The organism is Massilia putida (genome assembly GCF_001941825.1).
Taxonomy (GTDB): Bacteria; Pseudomonadota; Gammaproteobacteria; order Burkholderiales; family Burkholderiaceae_D; genus Telluria; species Telluria putida.
Window position 1 is genome coordinate 1,701,558 of record NZ_CP019038.1, and the last position, 24,654, is coordinate 1,726,211.

The window sequence follows — 24,654 nt, forward strand, 5'->3', positions numbered from 1 at the left end:
TCATCGCCCCCAGGTCAGCAGGATTTCGAAACGCAGGGCCCGGTTGGGGTCCTGCTCCTCGACTTCGTGGTGGGTCAGCACCACCGTGGACAGCGACGGCTCCCGCTTGAGGCGGGCGACGTAGGCGATCATCGTGCGCGCGTCGCGCGCCTGTGCGGTCAGCCGCGCGCTGTGCTTGCCGGCATCCGGCTCCAGCGCCAGCAGGCCGACCTGCGGCGATTGCGCCTGGCCGACGGCCTCGCGCAACGCGCCCCACGGCAGGTTCAGCCGCGTGACGATGGCATTCAGCGCGGCCAGGCGCGCCGGTGCGATTGCCGGACCGGGCGGACGGGCCGGGATACGCGCCATGGCAGGCGCCTGGCGGGCCGCGCGCCCGGCCAGCGCCTGCCGGCCGCGCTCCACGCCGCCCCACGCGAGCACGGCCGAGATACACAAGGCCAGTCCGGCCGCCAGGCCCAGCGCCGCCAGCGGCCCGGTGGCGGCCAGCATGCGTGCGCTCGATCGCGGTGCGAAGTCGATCCGGACCGCCGGCCGTCGGCGGCGCGCCGAAGCCGGGCGCAGGCGGGGCACCGCGTCGCCCGCGTCCGGCCAGGCCGCCGGCGGCGCGCCGCAGACCGGCAGGTCGTCCGGCCGCGTCCGTCCCAGGCGTGCGGCTTCGCGCGCCACGTGCGTGGCCAGCCAGTCATGATCCGCGTCGTCCGGCACCGGCGCGAGACGCACCGCTTCCAGCCGCGCGCCGGTTCCCGTCCCCAGCGTCAGCACACCGTCGTGGCACAGCGCGAGCCAGGTGGCCTGCGCGCCCGGCGCGCCGCCATGGCGGTTCCAGGCCGCGACGAAGCGGCTTTCGACCGACAGCACGGGCATGCCGGCCGCGGCGGCCGCGCCCAGCAGGCCGTCCAGCAGCGCCTGCGGCAACGCTGCCGCCATGAAGGGCCGGACCGCGTCGTGATCGGCAACGAGCCGCCAGAGCGCGGGCGTCTCGCCATAGAGGGCGCGGAAGCGCACGACCGATGCGGCGTCGAGGTCCGCCGTGCGCACCGTGGCGGCGGGCGGCACGACCTGCCACAACCGGGTCGATTCGTCGTCGACCAGCAGCGCCAGCCTGCGTCCCCGCAGTCCATGCTGTTCCACCAGCGCCGCCAGGGCCGCCGCCGGCGCGCCGTGCGCACGCGCCAGCTCGCGCGTCTCGCTGCCCGCCGCGAGCAGGGCCGCGCCGCCGTGATCGACGCAGATGCGTACCGGTCGCCGCCACCTACGCATGCAGTGTCACCCTTCTGATCTCGTCGATGGTGGTGGCCCCGCGCTTGACCAGGTCCAGCGCCGCGAGGCGCAGGCTGCGCGTGCCGTTGGCGGCGGCGGCCGCCTTGATGCGGCGGATCGGCTGCTTGTCGACGATCAGTTCGCGGATCTCGTCGTTCAAGGTCAGGATCTCGGCGATCGAGCGGCGTCCCTTGTAGCCGGTGCCGCGGCAATCGCCGCAGCCGCGTCCGCGCATGAACACGTAGTCCACCACGTCCGTGCGCGCCAGGTGGGCGGACGCCAGCTCCGCGTCGGAAGGCGTGTACTGCACGGCGCAATGCGGACAATTGGTGCGGATCAGGCGCTGGGCCCAGATGCCGTTCAGTGCCGATACGAACGCGTACGGGTCGATCCCCATGTGCGTGAAGCGCCCGAACACGTCGAACACGTTATTCGCGTGGACGGTCGTCAGCACGAGGTGGCCCGTCAGCGCCGACTGCACCGCGATCTCCGCCGTCTCGCGGTCACGGATCTCGCCCACCATGATCTTGTCCGGATCGTGGCGCAGGATCGAACGCAGGCCCTTCGCGAACGACAGGCCCTTCTTTTCGTTGACGGGGATTTGCAGGATGCCGGGCAGCTGGTATTCGACGGGGTCTTCGATCGTGATGATCTTTTCGCGGCCGTTGTGAATCTCGGTCAGTGCCGCGTACAACGTGGTCGTCTTGCCGGAACCCGTCGGTCCCGTCACGAGCAGCATGCCGTACGCCTCCTGCGCGAGCACGCGCAGGGTCGCCAGCGACGGCGCGTCGAACCCGAGCGCTTCCAGGGTGAGCGAGCCGTAGGCCTCGATCATCGCGCGCTTGTCGAGGATACGGATGACGGCGTCCTCGCCGTGGATGCTGGGCATGATCGACACCCGCAAATCGATGTCGCGCCCGGCGGATTCGACGCGGAAGCTGCCGTCCTGCGGGACGCGGCGCTCGGCGATGTCCAGTTCCGCCAGCACCTTCAGGCGCGACACCACCTGCTCCGCGACCTCCACGCCATTGACGCCGGTGGCATGGTCCAGCACCCCGTCCACGCGATACTTGACGGCCAGGCCGCCGGCCGTGGATTCGACGTGGATGTCGGAGGCGCCGGCTTTCAGCGCATCGTACAGGATCGAATTCACGAGGCGCACCGCCGGACTGGCCGCCTCCGACGCCGTCGCGAACGACAGCACGGTTGCCGCCTTGCCGTCGCGCTGGGCGTCCGGCGCGCCGGCCTGCACGGAATCGAGCGCGCGCGCCGATTCTTCCTGGCGCGACAGGTAGGCCTGGATGTCCGACTCGAGTGCGAGGCGCAGCGCTGGCGCGGCGCGCGGTCCCCCACCCGCGCGCGCGGCGAGGAAGGTCTGCAGGTCCAGGTCGTACGGGTCGGCCACGACCCCGACCGCCCGGCCGGCAGCGTCGCGCAACAGCGCGCAACGCCGCTCCATCGCCTGCGCCAGCGGCAGCAGGTCGAACGCGCCTTCGCACGCCAGCATGTCGGCCGTCTCGGCCACCTCCATGCCGAGCGGCGCGGCCAGCGCGCGCACGAGGCGGCGCGGCTCCAGGCCCGACAACGTCTCCAGTTCCTCGACCAGCGCGCGGCCGGAACGCAGGCGGCGTACGCGCGCCTCCTCCACCATGCGCGGGTCCAGCACGATCGCGTCGTCGACGGGGGCGTTCACGACATGTCTCCGGCCAGGTCGAAGATCGGCATGTACAGCAGCACGACGATGGTGCCGACGACGATGCCGATGGCGGCCATCAACAGGGGCTCGAACGCCCGCGTGAATCGCTCGATCCAGCGGCCGATCTCGCCGTCGTAGAACGCGGCGGACTGGCTGAGCATCTGGCCCAGGTTGCCGCTGCGCTCGCCCACGCGCAGCATGCGCAGGGACACCGGCGTCGTCAGCCCGCATTCCTCGAACGCCGCGGACAACGGCAGACCCGATTCGATCATGGACCGTGCCCGCGCCAGGCGCGGCGCGAGCGCGGCGGACATCATGCCGTGCACCGTGCCGATCGCCTGCACGACCGTGATGCCACCTTCGGTCAGCATGCCGAGCGTCAGGTACAGGCGCGCCAGTTCGTAGATGCGGATGCGTTCGCCGACGCCCGGCATGCGTGCCAGCAGGCGCGCCGCGCTGCCGTCCGCGAGCAGGCGCCGCAGGCTGAGTGCGAGCGCGCCGACCAGCGCCGCCAGGCCCGCCGTCATGGGCACGGTGTGCGCGGCCGCGAACTGTCCCCAGGCGAGCAGCAGCCGGGACAGCCACGGCAGCGAGCGCCCGGCCCCCTGGTAGACTTCGGCGAAGCGCGGCACCACGTAGACGATCAGGAACAGGCTGACGCCGGTTCCGACCACCATCAGGATCGCCGGATAGATGGCCGCGCTGACCACCCTGGCGCGCACCGTGTCGACGCGGCTGCGGTAGTCGAGGTAGCGCGCCAGCGCGCGCGGCAGGTCGCTGGTGCCCTCGGCGGCACGGACGATGCCGACATACAGCGGCGGGAAATGAACGCCCTGCGCTGCCAGTGCACCCGACAGGCGCTGGCCGGCCCGCAGCGCCTCGAGCAGGCCGTCGAGAACGCCGGCGGCAACGGGCGCGGCTTCCTTCTCGCGCAAGGTTTCGAGCGCTTCGACGACGCCGAGGCCCGCCCCGATCAGTGCCAACAGCTCCTGCGTGAACAAGACCAGATCCAACTTGCCGCCGCCGCGCAGACGCAGCCCGCCCGCGCGCGCCGTGCGCACGTCGGCGACGACGAGTCCGCGCGCCTCCACCTGCCGGCGCGCGTCGTCGGCATCGGTGCCGGTGACGGTCAGTCGATGCATCACATTGTCGGGCGCCAGGGCGCGGATATCGAACTGCATGATTCGTCCTCGATTCTGCGGCGGGTCGTCGCGGGCGTTCGCCCTACCATTCGATATTTTCCAGCCAGCCCTTGACCCGTGTGGTCAGCCGGTCGATGTCGCCTTGCTGGCGCGCCTTCTTCTGCTCGGCGCGCGCCTGGCGCGTACGCTCGGCCTCGGCCAGCTGGCGCTGTTCGCGCTCGCGCTCGGCCTGGCGTTCCGCCTGCTCCTGGCGGCGCCGTTCCGCCTGCGTCTTGAGCGCCGCCGCGTCGAGCTTGTCGCGCAATTCGTCGACCATGTTCTCGGTCCCGACCTCGCGCAGCCGCGTCAGCATCTCGAACTGGGCGGCACTCCCCAGGCAACTCTTTTCCTGGTACAGCTTGAGCGCCGCGGTGCCGGTCTGGTGCAGGCTTTCGTTCTTCGCGCCGCACTCGGCCAGGCTCTGGCTGCGCTGGGCCAGCGCCTGTTCCAGCTGGGCGCGCGCGCTTTCCGTGGCGCGCAGCGCGGCGCTGCTGGCGGCGAGCAGCGTGTCCTTCTCGCGCACCGCCTGCTCGGCCTCGGCGAGCTTGCCGGCCAGGGCCGCCTTGTCCGCCTCGGCGGCGGCCAGCGCCTTTTCCAGCCGGGCGTTGCCGGCGCGCGCGCCGTCGGCGCCGGCACGCGCACGCGCCAGTTCGGCCGCCTGGTGCTTGACCTGCTCGTCGAGCGCGGCCTTCCCCTGGGCGAGTTCGCCCTGCTCGCGCTGCAGCGCCATCAGCTTTTGCTGCAGGCGCCGGATCTGCTCGCCGCCTTTCTTGTCCTCGGCCGCGCCGGCCGGCGTGGCGCCGAGGACCAGCGCCAGCGCGAGAAGTGCGCATGCGATGCGCGCGGGCGTGCGGTCCATGGTCAGAAGCGCGTGTTGAGGTCGATCTGCAGCAGGTCGACCGAGAATTTCGACTTGGGCGCGGCCGGCGTTTGCGCCGGCGTGGCGGAGTCGATCAGGTCGGACGACATCCAGCGCGCGTTCAGCCAGGTGTTGCGCGCCACCCCGAAGTTCGCACCGACGATATAGCCCTTGTTGTTGGTGCCGCCGAGACCGAAGTCGGAACTGGTGAACGCATCGAGCACGGCATCGCTGCCCAGATAGCGGTAACCCAGGTACGCGTTCCAGTCGCCGGCCTTGGCGACGAGCGGCATCCCGGCCGTCAGGCGGACCTGGTAGCCGTAGCCCTTGCCGTCCTGGATGGCCCGGCCGGTGCGTGCCGCGATGTCGCCGCGCTTGAACTGCAGGTTCTTGACGACGTCGGCCGTCAGCACGACGTGCATCGGGTCGAACGGCACCACGTCGAGCGACGCCGTCAGATCCAGCTCGCGGAATCCGGACGCGAGGCCCCAGTTGGTCGCGCTGTCGACGGTCAACGGCGCATTGATGCGGAACAGCGTATTGCCGCGCTGGCGATAACTCGGGCCGTATTCGGAGCGCACGACATAGTCCGGCGCGGTGCGGCGCGTGGCATCCGTTTCCTGCTTGCCTTCGATGCCGTGGAAATCGAACAGGCCGATGGCCGCCTTGAAACGGTTGTCCTTCTGTCCGAACGGCCAGTCGACGCCGCCCTGCAGCGCCAGCAGGCTGCGTCCGCGCGACTGGTTCGGCACCGACGGCGAGAGCGGAAACCAGCCGCCGGTCAGGAACAGCGCGTTGCCGTAGGCGTCCTGGGGGCGCAGGCCGAAGCTCGCGCCTTCGAAGTTCAGGTCGTCCGCCCACAGCAGATCGGTACCGAGGAACGGATTGCGGAACCGTCCGGCATTGGCGTTGAACCACGAGGCCGGCTTCCACGCGACCGACGCGCGGTCCAGCACGACGCTGCTCTTGTTGAAGAAGCCGTTCTGTCCGAGCGTCTGGTTGGTGGAGGTCGGGCCCGTCGTCGATCCGGTGGCGACGCCGATGGTGGCAGTGACGTCGTCGCTCAGCGCGACGTTGACGCCGAGGCGGGCGCGCACCCGGGCGCGCTCGGTATTCTCGCGCGTGTTCGCCGTATGCAGGTCCTTGTTCTGTCCGCCCAGCGCCAGCAGGTCCGGCGCGCGCGTGAGCGGCGTGGCCGCGTCGTAGGCATCGGGCAGCGTATTGTCCTTGCCGAGACGGGTTGCCTCGGCGCGCACGCGCACGTCGCCGTCGAAGCGGATGCGCGGCCCCGCCGCGGCGGGGGCGTCGGCGCCCGGCTCGGCGCGGGTCTGGGCCAGCACCTCGGCCTTGACCTGCTCGCGGATCTGGTTCTTGACCGATTCCGGCACATACGGCACGCGCACGATTTTCTTGCCGTCCGGGCCGGCTTCGGCCGGCATTTGCGCCAGGCGCGCGGCGGCGGCGCCTTCCGCCTCCTGCATCATCGCGTTGACCTTGGCGCGCGGCAGCACGCCGTTCTTGACCAGCGTGTCGATCAGTCCGAGTACGGTCGCGCGCAGACGCTCGAGGTCCTCGCGTTCGTCGGCGTGGGCGGGCAGCGCGGCGCCGAACAGGCTTGCGGCCAACAGGCTCAAGACAAGCGGCTTCGGCAGCCGGGGGCGGTTGATAGTCATCCGTCTTTCGTCCAATGAATTGTATAAACGATTTACGCGGCCACGTGTTCAATGGTTCTTGAACTTGGGCAAGCAAAAAAAGGTTATCAATACAGTTTGACGATTAGGTGACAGAATTGAAACTTAATGACTATCGGAAAACGCGCCGAACGGGGCCGAAAACGGCGACGGGCGGACGCGATCGTCGCGTCCGCCCGTCGGCAGCGTGTGATTCGAGGAAGGATCAGCGCTGGTTGACGATGGCGCGTGCACCGCCCGACTGAAAGATCATCGCCACCGCCGGGTTCGTGCGCGCATCCTGGTTCACGGCGGCGAAGTTGCCGTGGCCCGATTGCACGACGGTCGCCAGCGACACATGGCCGTCGGACGTGATCTGGTTGATGAGGGCGACGTTTTCGTCGAAGCGCTTGTTCGCGTGGACAATTTTCGCGATCTCGGCACTGCGGCTGGCGAAGTCGTCGGCGGAAGCCAGGTCGGTCGCCGCGAACTTGCCGTCGAGTTCGTTTCCAGGCGCGAGATCCACGTCGGCGGCGAATGCCGTGGTCGACAGCAAGCAAGTCAGGAGGAGTCCGAAGGGGAGCAGCTTGTTCATATTGCCTCGTGCGATAGTCCGTTGGTGGGACCGCCCGGCTTCGGCGGTTGGCTTGGAACTATTACACCACGGCAACTTAGTTCTGTACAGCAATTTTTGTTAATCTTCGGAATTTTTGCCGTAAACCAACATTATTTTGGGCAGGCATGTCTTTCGGATGATTTTATGCGTTTTGAATAGGCGTGCGGACAATTTCCACAGGCTGGGTTCGCGGGACAGGGATGCGCGTGGAAAGGTACTAGGCGGGGCGCGTGGCCCGGGATGGGACGGCCGGGGGCATCCGGCCGCTTTGACTCATCGAGCGCAGCCGGGGGCATCCGGCAGGCTGTCGCGTTCTGCCGCCAGGACGGCGGCGGACGCGATTAATGCTGGTTGACGATCGCGCGGTTGTTACTGCCGATCTGCATCACGACGGCGACGGCGCCGGCGTTCGATGCGTCCTGCTGGACGATGGCCAGGTTGCCCGCGCCGCCCGACTGGTCGACCGAGGCGAACACGACGTTGCCGTCGCCTTGCTGGTTGATCAGGGCAACGTTTTCGTCCCAGGCGGCGACGGTGTTGTCGGCCAGCTTGTCGGCGATCAGGGTGTTGATCGCGTCTTGGCGGGCAGCGAAGTCGGCGCTGTTGGTCAGGTCGACCAGCGTGGTGACGTCGAACGGATCGGCGAAGGCGGCACCGGCGATGGTCAGGGAGGCGGCCAGGGCCAGCGCTTTCAGAGTCGTTTTCATCAGTTTTCCTCAAGTTTATCTATTGCGGGGGCGAGATTGCGGCGCGCTGCCGCCCCCATACAGGTCAGCGCGTCGTTGCTTGCGGAGTTACGCAACCGCTCGGTACGAGGACCGCGCCACGGCTTGTCGTGCATCCTTGACATCAATCTTAGTGAGCGATTTCGATTTCTTTGTGAAAAAGGAATCAACATGCGGACATTTTTGTGAGCGCCGCGACAATGGCGCGACAGCGCACGGGCGGGCTTCCCGCGCGCTGCGCGGACGACGGACATGGAAGGCGGTGGTGCGGAACGAGACGGCCCGGCGCTGCCGGGCCGGGGGATCATATGCGGGTGCTTACGCGCAGCTTGATCGGCTGCGGCATCCTGGAGGGCGGCGGCAGAGAGAATGCAGGCAGCGCGGTGATCGCCGCCCGCAAGGCGGCGTCGACATCGTCGTCGCCTGCCGATCCCATCAGTTCGAAACGCTGCAGTTTGCCGTCGGCGCCGACCCAGACCTTGATGCCGACCTCATACTGGCGGCGCTTCAACGCCGCCTGCTTGCCCAGGTAGCGCTTCAACTCGCCCTTGAGCTGGTTGGAGTAGGAGTCGAATGGATTGAACAGGCCGCCGGCCTCGCCGGGCCCGCCCGGTCCACCCTTGCCATTGCCGATCTTGCTGAGGTCCTCGCTCGTGATGTTGCCGGCCGCGAACGCGCTGGGACCGTCGCCCGCCGGTCCGTCCATCTTGAGCTCGGGCGACGGCGCCTGTTCCACCTTTTGCTGGACCGGCTGGTCGACCTTCATCTCCTTCTGCTCCTTGGGCGGGTCCGGTTTCTTCTCGAACTTCGGCGGCGGCGGTGGCGGCGGGGGCGTGTCCGGCGTGAGCAGCGCGATCTTGGGCGGCTTGGGCGCTGCCTTGCCCTTCGTGCCGAGCATGCTCCACAAGAGCGCGCCGGCCAGGGCCAGCAACACGAGGCCCGCGCCGATGGCGAGCGCGGTCTTCTTCCAGGCGCCGCCGCGCGCCGCGTGCGTGCCGGCCGTCACGTGCCGATCCTCGCCGTCACGAGACCGACATTGGTGATCGAGAGGCGCGCGGCCAGGTCGATGATCTGCACGACCATCTCGTACTGCGCCTGTGGATCGCCCTTGATCACCAGCGTCATGTCCGGCTCGCGCCCGTGGATCTGCGTCAGCTGCGTCTCCAGCGCGTCCAGGCTCAGCGCGGCGCCGTTCAGCAGCAGGCCGCCGTCGGCCAGGATCTGCACGATGCGCGTCTCCTTGTGTTCGGCCTTGGCGGGCTTGTTGCTCGGCTTGGGCAGGTCGACCTTCAGTCCCTGCACCGATGCCGTCGTCATGACGATGAAGATCACCAACAGCACGTACGCCAGGTCGAGCATGGGCGTGACGTTGATGGTGTCGTAGGGCTTGGTCTCGTCCTGGACTTTCATCGCTGCGGCCTCATGCGCCTGCCTTGCTGGTCACCAGGCCGATGTCCGTGATGTCGGCGCGCTTCATCAGCTCGAGCACCTGCATGACCTTCAGGTATTGGGCGTGCGCGTCGCCCTTCAGCACCATCGCCTGTGACGGATTGACGCGCTTGAGTTCCTCCAGCCGCGGCCCCAGCGCGTCGAGCGTGACGGGATAGGCATCCAGGAAGATGTCGCCGTTTTCGGATATCGTCACCGCCTTCAAGTGCGACTTGGCCATGCTGGCCGTCATTTTCGCCTTCGGCAACTTGACCTTCACGCCCTGCACCGAGGCGGTGGTCATGATGATGAAGATCACCAGGAGCACGTAGGCCAGGTCGAGCATCGGCGTCACGTTGATGTCGTCGAACGGCGCGTTTTCTTCCTGCAGTTGCATCGCATGTCCTCAGGAGTAGACTTCGGCCGAGCGCGTCAGGAACTCGTCGACGAACACGGTGGTGTCGTTGCTCGCGTTCTTGATCTGCGCCGCCAGCCAGTTGTAGCCGAACAGGGCCGGGATCGCGACGCCGAGGCCGGCCACGGTCGCCACCAGCGCCGCCGCGATGCCGGGCGCGATCGCGTTCACGTTCACGTCGCCGGCCGCCGCGATGGCGGCGAACGTGATCATCACGCCGACCACGGTGCCCAGCAGGCCGAGGAACGGCCCGCCCGCCACGGCGATCGTCAGCAGCACCAGGCCGCTGTTCAGGCGCTGGGTCTCGCGCAGCATGGCCGCTTCCATCGCCGCCCGGATCGCGTCGATGGCCGGGGCCGACAGGTTCTGGGCACGGCCCTCGCGCACCTGGACTTCGAAGCGCTTCGACAGTTCGCGCAGGCCGATCGCGTACAGCCGCTGGATCGGCGAGCGCGCCAGGGCCTGGTCGAGGGCCAGCTCGGTATCCGCGTGCCCAGGCGTGAGCAGTTCCTCCGATTTTTCCTTGAACAACGCCAGGAACCGCGCATTCGTCCGGGTGGTCGTGCGCAGCGTGACCGCCTTGCTGATCATGACGTAGAAACTGACGACGGCCATGACGCCCAACAGGCCGATCACGACCCAGCCGTCGAGCGTCACGGCGCCCATCAGGATGCCGAACACGGAGCCGCCGCTCTCGGCGGCAGCATCGTCCGAGAACGACAGCAGCGGCGAATCGGGGCCCTGGCTCGCGGCCGCGGCCTGGATGAAGCCGGGACTGCGCGCCGTGGCCGCCACGCCCACTTCGTCGAGTTCGCCCTGGAACCCTTCGCCGACGGTGGCCGATCCGCCCAGGTCGGGGACCTGGAATGCGCCCGTGCCGGCCGCCACCCCGTCGACGTAGAAGGTCAGCTTGCCGCCGCCCGCGACCGCGGCGACGTGGTGCCATTCACCCGCCTTGAGCGTGCCCCCGTCCACGCGCGCGCCGCCGCCGGTCGCCGTCAGCGCGCCCCGGTTCAGCGCGATGACGAGGCTCTTGCCGCCGTCGCGCTGCGCGTACAGCGTGCCGTTGCCGGCCGCGCCGGGCTTGACCCAGGCGCTGAACGTCATGCCGCTGGCCGCGCCGACCTTCAGGCTCGCGGACGGAGCGACGTCGATCCGCGCGCCGCCGTCGAACGCGAGCGCGGCGCCGATCGGGCCGGCGGCCACCGGCTTCACGCCGTTCGCGCTGCCGTGGTTGCCGTTCGCGGTCGCGTCCTGCGCGCGGCCGTCGCCGAAGTGCCAGACCAGCAGCTGGGCGCCGTCGTAGGTCTTGGCCGGCGCGGCCGCGCTGGCCGCGTCCGGGTTGCCCCAGGCAACCACGATGTCGGTCTTCGCGCCGGCCGCCAGCTTGGGTACCGCGACCCACGCGTTGGCCAGTTCGTTCGCGGCATCGAAGCCGTCCAGGTGGTAGGCCAGCGGGGTCTTGCCGTCGGCCGCGTAGAAACGCAGGTCGGCGCCGTCCGGCCTGGCCTCGCTGAAGGTGAAATTCCCGCTGTGCAGGCGCACCAGCAGCGGCGCCGCGGCCACTTCTTCCTTGATCTCGACGCCCGTCGCCGTCGTGTCGACGGTCAGCTTCTTCTTGTGTGCCCAGGTGTCGCCCGCCCATGCCGGCAGCGCCAGCACGCACGCCGCGGCGCACAGCGCCCAGGCCTTGAACTTCGCACTCATGTGATCCCTCTCGTGGTTGATACGTTCAGTTCGCGGACTGCGTCTGCGGCGCGGCCGGCTTGTCCTGGCTGCGGCGCCGCTTCTTCTGCGCTTCCTCGTCGTCCGCTTCGTCCTCGCCATAGCCGAGCACCTCGACGTCGAGCGTGCCCTGGCGCCCCGCCCCGTCGGCCTTGGTCACGGCGCCGACGACGTCGTCCGCGCGCGGCGTACTGGCCGGCATCGCCGGCGCGGCGATCGCAGGCGCCGCCACCGGCACCGGTGCGCCGCTGATGGTGCCGCCGGCGCTGATGTTGGCCGCGTTGAGCACCGTCTGCGCCACCACCTGCACCGAGCCGCTGGAGCGCACGCCGGCATCGCCCGCGTCGAAGACGCCGCGCGGCGCGATCGGGTACACGTTCGCCGGCGGCTGGTCGGGCCGGGTGCGCAGGGTCGCGATGCCGGCGCCGGAGATCGAGCCGGACACGTCGAGCCTGACGTTGCCGTTGGCGTCGATGATGACCGCCGGCGGCGGCGCCGACACCGCCGTCTTGGCGCCGCGGCCCGCGTCGATATTCCCGTTACGCGACACCAGCGTGATGTCGCCGCCGGCCAGCGTGAACACGCGTCCCTGGTTGACGAGGAAGTCCTTCTCGACCAGGGCGCTCACCGCGCCCCCGCGGATCGTGAAGATGCCCAGCTCGGACTCCTTGCGCTCCCGGCTGCCGGCCGTCAGGCCGGCAAAGATCGAGCCGGTCGGCGCGAACAGGTCGATGGCGCCGCCCTGCTCCGTCTTGATCTGGCTGTTGTACAGCGCGATATTGCCCGTGCGGGCCCCGGCCGCGCCCGGGAACAGGCTGGCGACGAGGTTGTCGAACGCCGCCAGCTTCTTGTCCTGGCTGGTCTCGATGAGCCCGCTGAACAGGGCCTGGTCGAGCGCGCGCACGTCGTTGCGCTCCTTGGCGGCCAGCAGCGCCGCGCCGGCGTCGCGCAGGCGCTTGGCGGTCTCGGGATGGGCGGCCAGGAACGCGTCCTGGTCGACCCCCGGCAACGCGCGGAAGGCCACCCACAGCGCGCCGTCCGGCGCCTGCTCCGGCAGCGCGGGCGTCTTGGCGCGCACGAGGGCGCGCAGGGCGTCCAGGTCGGCGCCGGGGACGTCGGCCACCAGCCCGAAGCCGGCGGCGTAGGTGGCCAGTTTGGTGTAGTCGGGTGCCGCGCCGCCGGCCACCATCCGGATCGATGCCCCGCCCTCGGGCAGGTAGGCGTTGTCGAGATTGCCGCGGGTGACGAGGCCGTGGCCGTAGCCCAGGTCGATGTCGCGGCCGGCCGTCAGGTCCACGCGGCCCGATCCGGTCACGACGTGCGTGACCTCCGACGGGCTGATCGGCGTGGAATCGATGAAGTCGCGTCCCGCGCGCACCGTCAACAGATCGTCCGGCCGCGCCAGCTGGACGCGGAAACCCAGGTCGACGATGTCGCGGCCGGCCTGCAGGACGGCCGTCTTCGGCAGGTCCAGGCTCAGGCTCTGGCCGACGTCGCCGGCCAGGTCGCCGTCACGCGCGATGACGTGCGCGGGGGTGGTGTCGGCCGCGTGCAGCGTGCCGAGCGCATGCAGGGCGATGCCGCTGGTCTCGCCGCTCAACATGCCGAGGTCCGTGACGGTCGGCACCCGCGGCCTGACCGCGGTGCTGGTCAAGGTCGGGTCGTTGTCCAGCATGCGCACCGTGCCGCCCTTGAGCGAGACGTTGCCCGCGGCCAGCAGGTCGAGCTGGCCGGACGGCGCCGACGCCAGCACGAGGCCGTGGTCCAGCGCCACGTCGCCGCTCAGCGCCGCGACCTTGAGCGTGGCCGGCGCCAGCCGGTACAAGGGGACGAGCTCCGTCGCGGTGTCGAGCGAGGCCGGGTTGTTGTCCTTGGCCACGCCGGCGTGGCTCAAGGCGTCGGCGTCGTTCGCCAGGTGCACGTCGCCCCCCACCGCCGTCAGCGTCACGCCGCTGTCGGCGCGATACGTGGAAAAGCTGCTGTACTGCGCATACATGGCGCGGTACAGCTTGGCCCGTTCGGTGTCCTCCGGCGTGAGCTGCTCCTGCTGCCAGAACGTCGTGATGCCGTTGCCGCCCGCACCGTCCAGGCCCTTGAACGCAATGGCCCCGCTGCCCCGGTTGATCACGCTCTGCGCCGTCATGGTCGGGTTGTACATGCCTTCGATGGCCAGGTCGCCCCCGGCGCTGACGTCGAAGCGCGCATCGCCCAGCGCCAGGATAGGCCTGAGCGCATGCTTGTCCGGCGTGAACGGCGAATACGACGCGTCGCCGGCGCCCAGGCTGCCGTCCGCGCGCACGCTGCCGACGCCTTTCTGCACGTAGAACGACCCGCCCAGGATGTCGCCGCCGGCACGCACGCGCAGGTCGCCGCCACCGAGTTCCTTGAGCGGCGCGCCCGGCGCGCCCGTCGCATAGGCGCTCGTCGCCACGCTCGCGGAAAAGTCGATGAGCGAGCGCCCGGCACGGACGTCGACATTGCCGCCGCCAAACGTCGCGACGCCCTGGTTGAAATAGTCGTAGCGGGTCCACCAGGCGGTCTTGAGTTCGGTACCGTCGGCCAGTTTCTCGAATACCGCGTTGCCCTTCTCGTCGAGCCAGGTGCGCCCCTGGCGGAACAGCCAGTTGTTCGTCAACTGCGGCACCGTGCCCGGCAGGTAGTCGAGGTCGCCCGGCTGGGCCGGCGTGCCCTTGTCGCCGCGCACGGTCGGGTCCGGCGGTATCGCTGCGGTGCCGGGCAAGCGATAGGTGCGGTCGTCCAGCGTGGCGAAGTGCGGCCCGTTGACGTCGCGCCCCGCGCTGATCGTGATGCCGCCGCCGCCCGCGCCGAACGCCGCGGCGGTCGTCAAGCCCGGATTCTTGCGGGTGGGAGCCGCCGCACCGAACAACGTGTTGAGCTGGTCTTTCGGCGCCGTGAAATCGGCCGGCAGCGCGCTGGCCTGGCCGGCCGTGTAGACCGTGGCGCCAAACAGATTCGTTCCCACCGCCGCCGTGTCTTTGACGTCCGGCGTGCCGCTGTTGCGCAAGAACGCCGCCAGCGCCAGCGAGACGTCGCGCCCGGCCGCGATGTCGATGCGGCCCGTGCCCGTGCGCACCATGGCGACCGGCGCGTCGTCGAAGGTCGGCGGGTCGTTCGAGGCCGGGTCCTTCGGCGGGGTCAAGGTCACCTTGCGGTCGGAGAAGTTGAACAGGACGTCGCCGGCCGTGCCCACCGCCAGCGGGTTCGCCGCGCCTGCCAGCGCGCCGCCGACGAGGCGGTAGCTGGCCGACTTCCCGACGTCCAGGCTCCAGTCGGGCATGGCGAGTTTGGGATCGGACGGCTTGACGAAGCCGTCGCTGATCGAGCCGGCCACCGTCAGGTTGCCGGCGCTGCGCAAGGTCAGGGCCAGCGGCGCGCCCCCGAAGCGCCATGCCTGCAGGTTCCAGCCCCGGTCCGCGGCGTTGGCCGCGCCCTCGTTGACCGATACCGTCAGGTCGCCGGCGGACCGGACTTCCACCCCAGGCGACACGCGCACCCCGTTCGCGCCCAGGCGCTGGTAGACATCGGCGGCGGTGGAAACGAAGCTGGCGGCTTCCTTGTACATCAGGCCGTTCTTGCCGGCATTCAGGTTGCCGTTGCCGTCGGCCTGTTCGCTGATGCCGCTCGCGCTGTAGACCTGGTAGGCGTCGATGGTCGTGTCGGCGCTGCCGGTGATACGCGTGTCGAGGCGCGCGACGGCGACATCCCGGCCCGCGAGCCGGTTGGTGACGGCCACGTCCCTAAGCGGAAGTAATTGCGCTTTCAATTTGACGGCATCGGCCTGCGCCTGGACGACGGCGGCCTTCGCGTTCGCGTCCGCCGCCTGCACCACCTTGAGCGCCGCGACCGCGACCGGGTCGCCACCGCTGGCGAGGTCGATCGCCCTGGCCAGTGCGGCGGCCGCCGTGGCTGCGCCGCTTTTCGCATCCGCGATCGCCGTGGATGACGCCGCGAGCGACAGGTCGATTTTCTTGATGACGGCGTCGGCGGCGGCCCTGTTGTCCACGCGCGGCGCACGCAATAGCACGCTGCCGTTGCGTGCGGCGGTCGCGCCATACACATCGATCGCCCCGCCTTCGAGCCGGATCGCGCCGCCGCCGTCGACGCTCTCGGCCTGGGCGCCGGCACGGTTCGAAATGCCGATCACCACCCGGCCGCCGTTGCCGACGGAACCGGCGTCGCCGGATGGAGTGCCGGTCGCGTAGGCGAGCAGGCGCGCGTCGTCGGCGAGGCGTACGCTGCCGGCATCGCCGCCCGGCAGGGCCTGGCCCGCATACAACTCGATACTGCCGCCCTGGGCGCCGGACGCGTCGATCACGGCTCTGCCCGTCACGCTGACGTTGCCGTCGTCGGCAGCCAGCATGACATCATGCGCGACGATCTGCGTGTCGCCCCAGAGGTCGAGATTGCCCCGATGCGCCGTCACGCGCCGCGATTCGGTGAAGCCGCTGTCGTTCAAGCGCTGATTCAACAGGGCGAAGTCACCGGCGCCGATCCGGTCGATGTCGAGGCTGAACTTGCCCTGTTCCTGGGCACGGTCGTCGGCCGCCGCGGCTTGCCCGCGCAGCATGCCGGCCAGGTTCAGCGTGCCGGCGCTCACCGCCAGCGTGCCGGCCGCCGCGCCGGTCGCGCTCACGTCGAGCACGGCGCCGGGCGCGACGTCGATGTCGGTGCCCGACAGCGTGATGGTCCCGCCGGGAGCGTACGCGCGCGCGCCGCCGAAGTCGACGGCGCTGCCGGCGACGCTGACTAGGCCACCGTTCAGCGCCAGCCGGTGCGGCGTCGAAAACGCGATGTGTCCGGCCGGCGCCACGATCGTGGCGTCGGACACGATGTCGACGCCGCCGAAGCCCAGCGTACCGCCCAGGCCCGGCAGGCGCGCGGGCAGCGCGGCGCCGTTGTTCTTCAGGTTTAGCGTACCGCCGGAGAAGAAACTGGCCGCCGCGCCTGCGTTGGCCGCAATCCGGCTGGCGGAAAGCGTGAGGCCGGTGTTGGCCGTGACGGTGCCGGCCTTGCCGTCGGCGACGATCTCGCCGGCCGCCGCCAGCACGTTGTCGGCGAAGCCGGCCAGCTGGAAACGCTCGCTGCCGACGTCGATCCGTCCCGCCTGCAGACGCAGCGTGCCGGCATTGTCGACGGCACGCTGGGTGGTGCCGCCCCCGCCACCTTCGAGGCGGATGACGTCCGCCACCAGCGTGGCCCGGCGCGTCTGGGGCGCGATATAACTGCCATAGCCGGAGAGTCCGGCCCCCTTCAGGATCAGGCTGTGCAGCGCGGGCCCGCCGAGGTCGACGTCGCCGTACAGGTTGATCGTCTTGTCGTAGCTGTTCAGTGCCAACGCCGAAAGCAGGTTCAGCTGAGCGAGTCCGGCGCTGCCGAACTGCACGCCGGCCCCGTCCGTGCCGCTCGGCACGGCCGAGCCGAGATCGATGCCGCGCGCGCCGATCGCCAGCGCGGCGCCCGGCGCCAGGCGCAGGGTCCCATGCAGGTTCGTCGCGCCGGCGGCGTCGAGGTAGGCCGATCCGCTGGCCGCGATGGTGGCGCCGGCCGCGATGTCGAGCGTCGCCTTGGACGTCTTGGCCGCATCGTCTTTTGCGGCCTCGGCCCGGGTCAGATCGACCTGGGCGCCGCCGCTGACCCGCAGCAGCGCGCCATCGTGGTCCAGCGCCAGGTCGGCGGACGGACGCGCCGGCGTGCCGCTGGCGGACAGGACGGCCCCTGGCGCCACGCGGATCGTGCCGCTGGCCGCCAGCGTCACGTCCGGTGCGCTCAGGGGCTGGGCCGCGCTGTTACTCAGCGTGACTGTCTGCGCAAGGCTGCTCAGATGCATGCCGTCGGCGCGCTCGTCGCGCAGTGCACCGATGAGGATGCTGTCCGCGCCGAGGGCGCTGAGCTGGGCCGCCGCCAGCGTGACGCCGCTGGCGGCGCTCTGGCTGGCGTCGCCCACGATGCCGATCGTGGGGGCCGTGAAGTCGGCGAAGCCCGCGCGTCCGCCCGTCCCGCCCGCGAGGCGCAGCGTGCCGCGCAACGACATCGACGGCAGGCCGCCCTGGGCGTCGTTGACCTGCCAGCGCAGATAGCCGCCGTCCGCCGGCAGCTCGGGCAGGACCGCGCCGGCGTCGCGCGGCTTGAAGAACGTCGACGCGTCGAAGCTGGCGAACTCGGACTTGCTGCGAACGGTCTTGCCCGACTGGACGATGAAGCCGAGGGTCCGGCCGAAACTGCCCGAGCCGGCCTGCTCCAGCCGGCCGGCCATGAGCATGGACCCGTCCTGCAAGACGGTATTGCCCTGTTCGCTCATGGCCGCCGTGCCGGACGCCACCTGGACCGCGTACGCGCCCGGCAGCAACGCGAAGTGCGCGGGCAGCAGCGTGTAGCTGCCCGCCGGCAGACCGGGCATGCCGGACAGGTAGACTTTTTGTCCGGCATCGAGGCCGCCGCTGCCGGCACCGTCGACCGGCGCGACGTCGCCGGCATAGCCCGGCAGGATCGCGAACACGGTGTCCTTGCCGCCGGGGGCGCGCTTGCTGTCCAGGATGTCGCGCGAACCGCCCTTGCCGGCCGTGAAGGCATACGCGGTGAGCTTGCCGCCGCCGCTGGCGTCGACCGTCGCGCCGGGCGCCACGTCGATCTGCTGCGCGCGCGTCATGATCTGTTTCTCCGGCAGCGGACGGCTGCCGTCCGGCCCGATCACGACCTGGTTGCCGCCGGTGCCGCCGTCGTACAGGGGCACTTTCCATGCCGCGGCGCCGGGCACGCTGGGGTTCGCGACCGAGCCGAACGGGACCTCGCCCGCCCCGGCCACGGTCGTCACGCTGCCGTTGCCGTAGCTGACGCTGACGGTGCCGGCGTCGCCCAGATAAATGCCGCCGAACGGCGCGGCCAGGCGGCCCGCCTGCACGATGTACGGCGCCAGGCCGGTGACGCTGCCGCCGGCGGAATAGATCGCGCCGGCCGGCTGGCCATTGCCGGCAAAGGTCAGCGTGCCCGAACCATAGCGGCCGTCCGGCGTCACCGCCAGCGTGAAATCCGACAAGGTGGTCGCATACGTCTGCGCCGATTCGAGCTTGAGCTTGCCACTGACCGAGAACGATCCGGTGGCATAACCGTCATGGCTGTTGGTGGCGGACGCGCCGGCCAGGCCGATCAGGCGGATATCCGCCTTGGCCGCCAGTGTCACGTCGGCGAAGCCTTGCGTGGCGCCGTTGCCGATCAGGTCGAGGGTGGTCACCCCGCGCGTCGCCAGCACGCCGGCACCGGCTACGGCCGGGGCCACGGTGGGCACGTCATCCTGGCCGGCCCGGTAGTTGGTGCCGGCGATCAGGTAATTCTCGAGCTGGTAGCCGTTGTCGCCGCTTCCCAGGCGCACGTACGGCGCGGCGAGGGTCAGGGTGTGGGCCGGCTGGCCGGGCAGCGTGGCGCCGCGGTAGACGTCGGCGAGCAGCAGCGGCGTGTCGAGCACCAGGGAGTCGCGCGCCGCGAGCGTGCGGTCGCCGCTGCCCAGTCCGAACGCGATCCCGTCCGGGCCTTTCAGATCCACCTTGCCGAACTTGCCGGCGTTGACGGCGCCCGCCGGCAACCAGCCTTCGCCGCCCCGCTGCGGGAAGACCGACGTGGGCAGCGAGCCCGTCACGTACCAGCCGAGGTCCGTCCCGTCGCGCGCCTTGATGTCGGCAACGATCGCATCGCCGGCCTTGAGCCCCGTCGGTACGAACTTCCCGTCGCCGCCCGCCGCTTCGGTGACGTTCAGGATGCGCGGATTGAGCGTATCGCCGCCGTTGAACAGCAAGACGTCGAGTTCGCCTCCCGCGCTGTGGCCGCCGCCCGCGCCCGCGAGGGTGCCGTCGAACAGCAGGCCTTCCTTCGTGCGGATGTTGATCTTGCCGCCGGCGCTGGACACTTCCTGCGGCGGCGCCACCACATTGCCCGCCTTCATGCTGAGTATGCCGGCCGTGACGCCGCCGACGTCGAATACGGCGCCCTTTTCCGCGATGACGTAGCCGTTCACGCCGAGCGGATCGCCGAGCTGGCCGCGATCGCCGATCTCGATCGTGCCGCCGGCGATCGGTTCGCCGGTGGCGACGCCGTCGGCGCTGATCGTCATGCGTGCCGTGCTTCCGCCGGCCAGCACCTTCGCGTTCGGGCCGAACCAGATGCTGCGCTCGGCACGGAAGGGGGATGCGCTTCCGCCGGGCAGTGCGCTCGGCAGGTTCAGGCCGATGCGCCCGCCGCTGGTGCTCAGCGTGCCGTACACGCTGAGCTGTTCGCCGGCCACGAGATCGAGGTTGGCGAGAGGATCGAGCAACAGCGACGCCCCCTCGCCCACCGTGAGTTGGCCGGCATCGAAGCGCTTGCCGTCGGCGGAGGGCGGCGCGGCATTCGCCGTCAACGTCAGATTGGTGGTGGGACGGTTGCGCACGCCGCCCGCCAGCGGCAGCAGTTCGGGCGCGGCAACCCGCGCCATCGATCCGGACGATTGCGCCCCGGCGTCCGTGCGCAAACTCCAGCTGCGCGCACGCGGCGTGATGGTGGCGCCGGGCGCGACGTTCAGGTTGACGTTGGCGCTGATGTTGTAGCCCGTAAAACCGCCGCTCTCGAAAAACGCGGCCGGCAGCGTCAGGTCGGACGCCCGCGCGTCGCGCGCGACCGGCCCGAGGGTGACGTTGCGGCCGGTCAGGTTCAGCGTGCCGCCGGTGCCGAAGCCGTACGCGGCGAACGTCGCGTCGGACGCCAGGCGCAGTTCGGCATCGACGGGAGACGACAGCGTCAGGTTGTTGGCCTTGGCCGCCACCGTGATGCTGCCGGCCTTGCCTCCGGTCGTCTTGCCGGCCGTGTCGCGCCAGGCCCCGGCCGAGGCGTCGATGGACGCGCCCGCCCCGATCTCCAGCGTCCGCAGGGCCAGGCCGTCGCTGGCGACGGACAGATTCACGGTGCCGCCGTTCAGGGCCAGTGCGCCACTGGCGTAGCCGTCGGCATCCAGCGCCGCGCCGGTGCCGTCGTTGGTCCAGCGTCCGGCCACGTCGAGCTCCACCCCGCCCGCGACCTTCAGACTGCTCTTCGCATTCGCGGCGATCTTGCCGCCGGGGATCGTGACGTCGCTCCTGATACTGATGTTGCCGCCCGGTTGGAGTACGCCGCCGCTCGTGCGCGCGATCGACGTGCCCGCATTCAGGTCCAGCCGGCCACCCGGCGCCAGCGTCAGTGGCGCGGCGATCTCGATGTTGCCGAACGTCTGGGCGACGATATTGCTGAAGCCCCCGGCGGCGAGCGCCTCGCCATCCAGGACCATCCCCGTCGCCAGTGCGGCCTGGTCCGTATCGGTCGTCAGAAACGGCTTGCCGGATGCGGGCGCCGCCGCCACATTGGTCGGCTTGCCGAACGTCAGGTTGCCGCCGTAGCCGAACGACTGAGTACCGATCTCGAGCGTTCCGCCGGCGGGAAAGCCGGCCGCGCCCGCATCGCGCTGCCGCACGCCGGGCGAGGTGGCGCCGAGCAGATTCCCTTCCAGGGCCAGCACGGGTGCCGAGAACTGGACCTTGCCCGCGCTTGCGCCCTGGCGGTAGCCCGCCTCGAACGTGGCGGCGCTGTTCGGCAGGTCGACGATCGCGCTGTAGGCCGTGTTCGCGGTCGCCTTGGCGATGTCCACGGTGACATCGTTATAGACGAACTTGCTCGTGTTGACGTGGCCGGACAGGTAGTCCACCCATCCGCCGCTGACGTTGATGCTGCTGCCGGGACGCTGGATCACGGCGCCCTCGGCATTGAGGGCGACGGTGCCGCCGGTGGCCGTCAGCTGGCCCAGGTTCTTTTCGACCAGCGCCAGCCAGCCGCTGACGTCGGCCGCGCTGCCGGCCGCCTTGTCGCCGTTGCGGATGTCGATCCTGGCCTTGCTGGCATACAGGGGCGAATCGCGCAGGAGCGGATTGTCGGCGAGCTCGGTGCCGCGCAGGTCGACCTCGATGACATTGCTCTCCATCGACATCGGCGTGCCCGTGCTGCCGGAGACGTCGATGCGGCTGCCCGGCGCGAGGTCGATGCGTGCCGCCGTCGTCAACGGGTTGATGTCCTGGACGCCGTTGTTGGCCGCCGCGTCCGCGTCCAGGTTCAGCTGCAGGCGTTTCGCTTCGAGCGTGACGGTGCCGTTCGGCGCGACGATCGCGGCCCCGCCGCGCATGTCGATGCTCAGGCCCGCGACCTTGACTTCGGACGGCTTGAACGCCGGACTCGACGCCGCCGTCGGCCGCGCCGCCAGAAAGGCGCTGCGGCGGTCCGCCGGCAGGGTCTGGAACACGTCCATGGCGGCAGCGACGCTCAAGCCGGCCGGCAGGTCCGGACGCTCCGCGCGCACGAACGCGACGATATCGTCGAGCAGCGGCACGACGCGGGTCGTGCTGTTCTCGCCCAGCACGACGGCGCCCGAACGCTGCGCCACGAATCCCGTATTGGCGCCTGAATTCTTGGCCTGGTCGCGCGCGAACAGGTAGATGGAACCGTTCAGGTCGAGCGAGGTGGTGGCCGACACCAGGCCCTTCTGGTTGACCGCGTAGCCGATCATCGTGGCGTTGCCGCGGCCGACGTCGATGGCGCCCGTGGCGCCGTTCTCGGCCAGGCCGGTCGCGTCTTTCGGCGCCACCCCGGGCGCCGCGGTCGTCTCGTCGTTCGCCACTTCGACCAGCAGGCCGCGCAGGTTCTTGGCCTGGTTCTCGTCCGGCGACGCCAGGTACACCTTGTTGCCGGCGGCGAGAATCACCTGCCCGTCCGGCGCGCTCAGGCTGCCGTTGTTGACGACGTTGGGCGCCGCCAGCAGGAGCAGGCCGCCCGCGGCGGCAGTCAGCGTGGCGCCCGCCTCGACCTTGACCGGTCCCGCGCCGGCGCCGCCGGCGCCGCCCAGCACCGGCGTGTTGCCGGGCATGACGAGGCCGCCCTTGACCCTCTCCTCGTCGAACTTCAGGCTGCTGGCCACCAGCGCGTTGACGTTGACCTGGCTGTTCTTGCCGAACACCACGCCGCTCGGGTTGTAGATGTAGACGCGTCCATTGGCGGACAACAACCCGTCGATCACGGTCGGATTCAGTCCGCCGCCCTCGACCTTGTTGAGCAGGGTCGCGTTGGCCGACGGCTGGTTGACCGTCACCTTGGCGCCGGCCCCGATGTCGAAGCTGCTCCAGCTCACGATGTTCGTGGGGGCCGTCTGCGTGATCACGCCGGTATTGCCGGTCGTTGTATAGGTGATCGGCGCGCCGTGCCTCGTGTCGGGCGCTGTCGGCAGCGTCCCGGGCGCCGGCCGGACCTGCGACCATGCCGGCGCCGCAGCCAGCAGCAACGGCAGGCCGGCGCCGCCCAGCCCGTACCAGACCAGCAGTCCGGTCGCCTTGCCGCGTCGCATACGGCGCGGCTTGCGGTGCGCGGGTCCCATCAGTACCCCCAGCGCGCGCGTGCATGCACGCGGTTGTCGCCGGCGCGTGTCGTGTCGCCGTCGACGAACGCATGCGCGGCGTCGACCTCCAGCGACAGCCCGAACGGCGCCCCGAGGCGCAGCCCGAAACCCGCGCCGCGCAACAGGTCGCGCGGATGCTGCGGCGGGATCGTCTGCAGCGTCGAGACACGCGCGGCGTCGTAGAACACGAGGCCGGCGAACGCCCATTCGCTGGTGCCGCCAAATGGACGATAGGCCGGCGTCTGTACTTCCACGCTCGCGCGCACGCCGGCGTCGCCCGCGCGTTCGCCTTCCAGGTAGCCACGCACGCTCTCGGCGCCGCCGGCCGTGAACTGCTCGCTCGACACGAGCGGCCCCGACGCCGCCTGGCTGTCCAGCCGGCCGATCAGTGACCAATCGCCCAGGTGCGCCGTGTGCGCAAGATTGGAGCGCAGGGTCAGGAAGCTGGCACTCGCCCCGAGCCGCTTGGCGTTGAACGCGGCGTCGCGGTTGCCGAACAGGCCGCGCAGGCCCGCGCTCAGCCCGAGGTCCAGCGTGGTGGTGCTCGCGGGCAGGGTCGAGCGCATCGTATAGCCCAGCGCGGCGGGCGCGTAGTTGATGTCGGTGCGGGTGTTGCCGCCTTCCTGCACCAGAAGGCTTTGGCCGATCCGCTTGTGGTCCAGGCCAGCCGACAGGAAATGTCCGAACGTACCGCTGCCGGGGAGCGGCAACGAATAGCGCAGGCCGACGATATCCGAATTGCCCAGCAGGCCGAGTCCGGGCGCATTGGCCAGGCTCGCCAGATCGCTGCGGGAATGGATCGCGGACAGCATGACGCTGCCGCCCGCCGCGCCGACCGGGAGTGCATAATTGCCGGCCAGGACGCGCGCATCCGCCGGGCGCTGCGGCGCCACCTGGGCGGTCAGGCTGAAGCTGTGCCCGCGCTGCCACAGGTTTTCGTAGCGCAGCGACGCCGTGACGCGCTCCGCGGTCGTGTTGGGCGTCTGGCGGTTGCTGACCTCGACGCTGCCGTGCAGCGGCAACTGGTCGTCGGCGTCAAGCTGGACCTCCACCGTGCCGGGCACCGCGCCGGCACGCAGGATCGGCGTCACGCGCAGGTTGGCGTTGCGGTTCACGGCCGCGAGCTGTTCCTGGACCTTGTTGAAATTCGGCACAGTGCCTTCGGCGAGTTCCGGCACCTGCGCCTTGATCGCGCTGGGCAGCGAGTACTGCGCGCCCTTGACGCTCAGCTTTTCCACGCCCGCTTCGACGACGTGCAGGGCCACCGTGCCGCCGTCGACGCTCTGCTCGGGAATCGCGACCAGCACCGTCAGGTAGCCGGCGTCGTGGTAAGCCTTCTCCAGCGCGGCGCGCGCGCCCTCGACGTCCTGCAGGTTCTTGCGCTCGCCGAGGAAGGGCGTGACGCTGGCCTCGATGGCGGCATCGCTCAACAGGCTGTTGCCGTCGACGACGTATTCGTAGACCGCGAAGGCAGGCTGCGCGGATGGCTGGGCGTGGGCGGCCAACGCCGTCATGGCGATGCAGCCGAGCACGGCACGACGAAGCCGCAGCGCGCTGCGCGGCCGGAAATTGGGCGAGATGAGCGAGATCATGGCGTCGCAGTATATGGACGCTTTTTGATTAT

The 24,654-nt window shown here is 70.2% G+C and carries 13 protein-coding genes; all 13 read right to left on the bottom strand.

The annotated features are described in order from the left end of the window. The gene (locus BVG12_RS35040) at nucleotides 1-1,260 is read right to left on the bottom strand and encodes a hypothetical protein (protein ID WP_229503847.1); all 1,260 of its coding nucleotides are present in this window, start codon (nucleotides 1,258-1,260) and stop codon (nucleotides 1-3) included. After that, a complete protein-coding gene (locus tag BVG12_RS09765; protein WP_156895837.1) occupies nucleotides 1,253-2,911 on the bottom strand; it encodes a GspE/PulE family protein in 1,659 nt (552 codons plus the stop codon). Before BVG12_RS09765 ends, BVG12_RS35040 begins: the two co-directional genes overlap by 8 nt. A gap of 38 nt (nucleotides 2,912-2,949) precedes the next feature. Further along, a complete protein-coding gene (locus tag BVG12_RS09770) occupies nucleotides 2,950-4,137 on the bottom strand; it encodes a type II secretion system F family protein (protein ID WP_075792230.1) in 1,188 nt (395 codons plus the stop codon). A gap of 43 nt (nucleotides 4,138-4,180) precedes the next feature. After that, complete coding sequence (locus BVG12_RS09775) at nucleotides 4,181-4,996, bottom strand: coiled-coil domain-containing protein (RefSeq protein ID WP_075792231.1); 816 nt, start codon at nucleotides 4,994-4,996, stop codon at nucleotides 4,181-4,183. 2 nt (nucleotides 4,997-4,998) lie between these two features. Beyond that, nucleotides 4,999-6,669 (bottom strand): putative porin, encoded by a 1,671-nt coding sequence (locus BVG12_RS09780; protein WP_075792232.1) that lies wholly within the window; start codon nucleotides 6,667-6,669, stop codon nucleotides 4,999-5,001. 223 nt (nucleotides 6,670-6,892) lie between these two features. Further along, the gene (locus BVG12_RS09785; protein WP_075792233.1) at nucleotides 6,893-7,261 is read right to left on the bottom strand and encodes a hypothetical protein; all 369 of its coding nucleotides are present in this window, start codon (nucleotides 7,259-7,261) and stop codon (nucleotides 6,893-6,895) included. Nucleotides 7,262-7,623: 362 nt separating this feature from the next. Beyond that, nucleotides 7,624-7,989 carry a hypothetical protein gene (locus BVG12_RS09790; protein WP_075792234.1) on the bottom strand — a complete coding sequence of 122 codons (366 nt, stop codon included), beginning with the start codon at nucleotides 7,987-7,989 and terminating at the stop codon, nucleotides 7,624-7,626. 322 nt (nucleotides 7,990-8,311) lie between these two features. Next, nucleotides 8,312-9,013, bottom strand: a complete 702-nt coding sequence (locus tag BVG12_RS09795; protein WP_075792235.1) for an energy transducer TonB family protein — start codon at nucleotides 9,011-9,013, stop codon at nucleotides 8,312-8,314. Continuing rightward, the gene (locus BVG12_RS09800) at nucleotides 9,010-9,417 is read right to left on the bottom strand and encodes an ExbD/TolR family protein (protein ID WP_075792236.1); all 408 of its coding nucleotides are present in this window, start codon (nucleotides 9,415-9,417) and stop codon (nucleotides 9,010-9,012) included. The genes BVG12_RS09795 and BVG12_RS09800 overlap by 4 nt, the downstream gene beginning before the upstream one ends. A 10-nt stretch (nucleotides 9,418-9,427) precedes the next feature. Further along, entirely contained in the window at nucleotides 9,428-9,832 is a 405-nt protein-coding gene (locus BVG12_RS09805; protein WP_075792237.1) for an ExbD/TolR family protein, read from the bottom strand. Nucleotides 9,833-9,841: 9 nt separating this feature from the next. Then, a complete protein-coding gene (locus BVG12_RS09810) occupies nucleotides 9,842-11,557 on the bottom strand; it encodes a DUF2341 domain-containing protein (protein ID WP_075792238.1) in 1,716 nt (571 codons plus the stop codon). Nucleotides 11,558-11,582: 25 nt separating this feature from the next. Continuing rightward, nucleotides 11,583-23,009, bottom strand: coding sequence for a filamentous hemagglutinin family protein (locus tag BVG12_RS09815; RefSeq protein WP_075792239.1), 11,427 nt, complete (start codon nucleotides 23,007-23,009; stop codon nucleotides 11,583-11,585). Next, nucleotides 23,009-24,622: a ShlB/FhaC/HecB family hemolysin secretion/activation protein gene (locus BVG12_RS09820; RefSeq protein WP_075792240.1), complete on the bottom strand. Its 1,614-nt coding sequence runs from the start codon at nucleotides 24,620-24,622 to the stop codon at nucleotides 23,009-23,011. The genes BVG12_RS09815 and BVG12_RS09820 overlap by 1 nt, the downstream gene beginning before the upstream one ends. Between the last annotated feature and the right edge of the window lie 32 nt (nucleotides 24,623-24,654).